The organism is Kutzneria sp. 744, assembly GCF_000568255.1.
In the GTDB taxonomy this organism is placed as follows: domain Bacteria; phylum Actinomycetota; class Actinomycetes; order Mycobacteriales; family Pseudonocardiaceae; genus Kutzneria.
The window spans coordinates 2994891-2998762 of sequence record NZ_KK037166.1 but is presented as its reverse complement, the minus strand read 5'-3'; the positions used below and the strand labels follow the sequence as shown (position 1 = coordinate 2998762).

The 3872-nt window shown below is 67.9% G+C and carries 5 protein-coding genes; all 5 read left to right on the top strand.

Annotation, left to right across the window (positions count from 1 at the left end):
- A partial coding sequence (locus KUTG_RS13310; RefSeq protein WP_232240782.1) for an alpha-galactosidase occupies window positions 1-1377 on the top strand: 1377 nt, incomplete at its 5' end.
- Window positions 1378-1413: 36 nt separating this feature from the next.
- Window positions 1414-2106, top strand: a complete 693-nt coding sequence (locus tag KUTG_RS13305) for a GntR family transcriptional regulator (RefSeq protein ID WP_198047141.1) — start codon at window positions 1414-1416, stop codon at window positions 2104-2106.
- A gap of 57 nt (window positions 2107-2163) precedes the next feature.
- The gene (locus KUTG_RS13300) at window positions 2164-2736 is read left to right on the top strand and encodes an aldehyde dehydrogenase family protein (protein WP_232240781.1); all 573 of its coding nucleotides are present in this window, start codon (window positions 2164-2166) and stop codon (window positions 2734-2736) included.
- A gap of 24 nt (window positions 2737-2760) precedes the next feature.
- The gene (locus tag KUTG_RS13295; RefSeq protein ID WP_157494524.1) at window positions 2761-3213 is read left to right on the top strand and encodes an NADPH-dependent FMN reductase; all 453 of its coding nucleotides are present in this window, start codon (window positions 2761-2763) and stop codon (window positions 3211-3213) included.
- Complete coding sequence (locus KUTG_RS58420; protein ID WP_157494523.1) at window positions 3189-3335, top strand: hypothetical protein; 147 nt, start codon at window positions 3189-3191, stop codon at window positions 3333-3335. The genes KUTG_RS13295 and KUTG_RS58420 overlap by 25 nt, the downstream gene beginning before the upstream one ends.
- Window positions 3336-3872 lie beyond the last annotated feature (537 nt).

The window sequence follows — 3872 nt, the reverse complement described above, 5'->3', positions numbered from 1 at the left end:
AAGTCCGCCTGGCCGCCGGGGAAAGCTATGACACCCCCGATCACCTATTTCGCCTGTTCCGACGAGGGTCTGGACGGGCTGGCCGCCCGCTTCCACGCGTTGCAGCGCCAGCGTCCCCGCTCCCCGAGGCCGCTCGTTCTCAACACGTGGGAGGCCGTCTATTTCAACCACGACCTCGACCGCCTGCTGGCGCTGGCCGACGCGGCGGCCAAGGTCGGTGTCGAACGGGTCGTGCTGGACGACGGCTGGTTCCGCGGCCGCCGCGACGACACCGCCGGCCTCGGCGACTGGCAGGTCGACACCACCGTGTGGCCGCGGGGACTCAGTCCCTTCGTCGACCACGTCAAGAGCCTGGGCATGCAGTTCGGCCTGTGGTTCGAGCCGGAGATGGTCAACCTCGACTCCGACCTGGCCCGGCAGCACCCGGAGTGGATCCTCGGCGTGCCAGGGGAGCCCGGGCCTCCCTCGCGCAACCAGTACGTCGTCGACCTGACAAATCCCGAGGCGTGGACGTACCTGCTGACCTCGATCGACGGCCTGGTCGCCGAGTACGGCATCGACTACGTCAAGTGGGACCACAACCGGGATCTGCACGAGGCCGTCGACCACACGGGACGGCCGGTCGTGCACAACCAGACCCTCGCGCTGTACCGGCTGATCGACGAGCTCAAGCGGCGCCACCCCGGCCTGGAGATCGAGTCCTGCGCCAGCGGCGGCGGCCGGGTGGACCTGGGGATTCTGGCCCGCACCGACCGGGTGTGGGCCTCGGACTGCAACGACCCCGTTGAACGCCAGTCGATCCAGCGCTGGACCGCGCAGCTGCTGCCGCCCGAGCTGATCGGCTCGCACGTGGGGCCGGAACGTAGCCACACGACCAGTCGGCGCACCGACGACTCGTTCCGTCTGGCCACGGCCCTGTTCGGCCACGCCGGCATCGAGCAGGACCTGACCGCCTGCTCGCCGGCGGAGATCGACAAGCTGACGGCCTGGGCGGCGATGTACAAGGAGCTGCGGCCGTTACTGCATTCGGGTCGAGTGGTGCGGGCCGAGCTGCCCGACGACGGACTTTTTTTCCACGGTGTCATTTCTAATGAGCATGGATTGTTCAGCCTCGCCCGGATTTCGACCTCCCCTGCGGGACAATCGTGGCGGGTCCGGCTGCCGGGCCTGTCGCGGGGGCGTGACTACCGGCTGCGGATCCGAGCTGACCTCGGCCTGCCGTCGATGCGCCAGGTCAGGGCCCCGGAATGGGTCACGGCGGCGATCGACGGCTGGGTGCGCGTGCCGGGTTCGGTGCTCGTGGACGCGGGCGTGGCGATGCCCACGCTCGACCCCGGTCAGGCGTTACTCTTGGAGGTAATCGTCGATCGTGCATGATCCACCAGATCCGGTAAGGTATTCGGGGAGGATGTGGTGCGGGTGAACAACGTGACCAATGGCGGTGGTCCGCGCCTGTCGGCGCTCAAGGGCCGGCAGGTGTTGGCCGACGGCGTCTACGAGCAGATCCGGACGCTGATCATGAACGACGGCATCGCGCCGGGCGACCGGGTCAACATCGACGAGGTCGCGCGCGAGCTCGACGTGTCGGGCACGCCGGTGCGGGAAGCGTTGGCGCGACTGGAGTCCGAGGGTCTCGTCGTGCGCCTGCCGCTGCGCGGCTACCGGGTCACCGAGCTGCTCACCCGTGACGAGGTCGAGGACATGTACGGCCTGCGGCTGCTGCTGGAGCCGCCGAGCGCGGCCAAGGCGGCGTCGCTGATGACCGACGAGTGGGCCGCCGCGCTCGAGGCCGAGATGCTGAGCTGCCCGGTCGCGCCGGACGACGACAGCTACGAGGACTACAAGGCGCTGTCGGCGCACGACACCCGGTTGCACCAGCTGATCCTGCACATCGCCGGCAACGTCGCGGTGGAGCAGGCGTTCGACCGCACGCACTGCCATCTGCACTTCTTCCGGTTGACGTACAACCAGACCTCGGGCGTCGCCGCGCTGGCCGAGCACCGCGAGATCGTGGACGCGATGATTTCCGGCAAGGCCGCGCAGGCCCGCAAGGCGATGGTCAGCCACCTCGAGACCGCGCGGGACCGGCTGCTGGTCAAGATGTGACCACCGGCGCATAGCCGTCATGCTTTGTTCGCATGCTGTCGAACATCCGTTGACCGTGTGAGTCGCGTGCGGTCATGGTTCCTGTCGCGTTTCGTGGCCAAGACCAAGACTTTGAAGCTCGGCGACCCGGGCGTCCCGAAGACCGTGGTCGGCCCGCTCATCACCGAAGCCGCCGTGAAGTCCGTGCACGACCGCGTGAACGAGGCGCTCGACCACGGTGCCCAGTTGTCGACCGGCGGCGCCGACCACGGCCAGGTCTACGAGCCGACGATCCTCGTCGACGTGCCCGACGAGTGCACGGTGTCCACTGTGGAGACTTTCGGGCCGGTGGTCATCGTGCAGCCGATCGACACCGCCGAGGAGGCCATCGAGCAGATCAACGGCTCGCTGTACGGGCTTACCTCCTCGATCCTCACCGGCGACACCTATCGCGGCTTCGAGCTGGCCGGCAAGGTCAAGGCCGGCGCCGTGCACGTCAACATCCCCACCATCGACGAGGAGGTCCAGGCCCCCATCGGGGGCGTGCGGGACAGCGGCTGGGGCCGCACCGGCACCTACTCGATGGCCGACTTCACCGACCTGGTCTGGATCAACGTCGAGAGCGGGCAGCGCACGCTGCCGATCGCCTGAACCCGTCACCGAAGGCGTTTTACCGTGCCAGTCCTCCAGATCATCATCGGCAGCACCCGCCCGGTCCGCAGCGGCGAGCCCGTCGCCCAGTGGTTCGCCGACCTCGCCCGGGCCGACGGCCGCTTCGAGGTCGAGCTCGTCGACCTGAAGGAGGTGGGCCTGCCCCTGCTCGACGAGCCCACCCATCCGCGGTTGCAGCAGTACACCCAGCCCCACACCCACCGCTGGAGCGAGATCGTCAGCCGGGCCGACGCCTACGTCTTCGTCCACCCCGAGTACAACCACGGCTACAACGCCGCCCTCAAGAACGCCCTCGACTACCTTTTCCTTGAGTGGCAGGGCAAGCCGGCGTCCTTCGTCAGCTACGGCGGTGTCTCCGGCGGCCTCCGCGCCGTCCAGATGCTCAAGCAGGTCGTGCACCCCTGGGCCTGCACACCGCTACCAATGCCGTCGTGGTTCCCTTTGTCGGCACCATGATCTCCGACGGTCGCTTCATCCCCACCACCGAGATCACCGCCTCTGCCCACGCCATCCTCGACGACCTGGACTCCCTGGTCCGCCTGTGGCTGTTCAACGAGGGCAGGCCGACGCTCGGCTAGGACGTCGGCATGACGTCTCCGGAGGCTGACAGACGGTAGTGGCTGAGCCGCTGTTGTCCGTTCACGCCTCAGGAGTGAGGAATTGCCGCCAGTAGTGGTGTTTGTGCTGTTTGCTGCCGTTCTCGCACAGGGCACGTCCGAGTTCATGCTGTCCGGCCTGCTGCCGTCGATCGCCACCGTTCTAGCAGTGATGATCAGACCACGCGAAACCTGTCCCGGAGGCAGGGCCTCCAACCCCAGAGAGCGCTCGGCCCCGCCCCTGCTTCGCCCGGTTGCTGGATTTTTTGAGGTCCGCCACCCAACTTGCCCCACCACCCGAGCCGCTGCGGGCCTCGAAAAATCCAGCAAGGGCGAGGCAGGGGCTTAATGGGGGCCGAGCCGCGACGCCGAAGGCGGCGCCAAACAAGCACAGCACAATCAGACACTCCGGAACTTGGTGATGGATTCGCGGGGGTCGCCGGACTTGACGAGGGCCTCGCCGACCAGCACCACGTCGGCGCCCTGGTGGCGGTAGGCGGCGACATCGTCGGGGCCGGC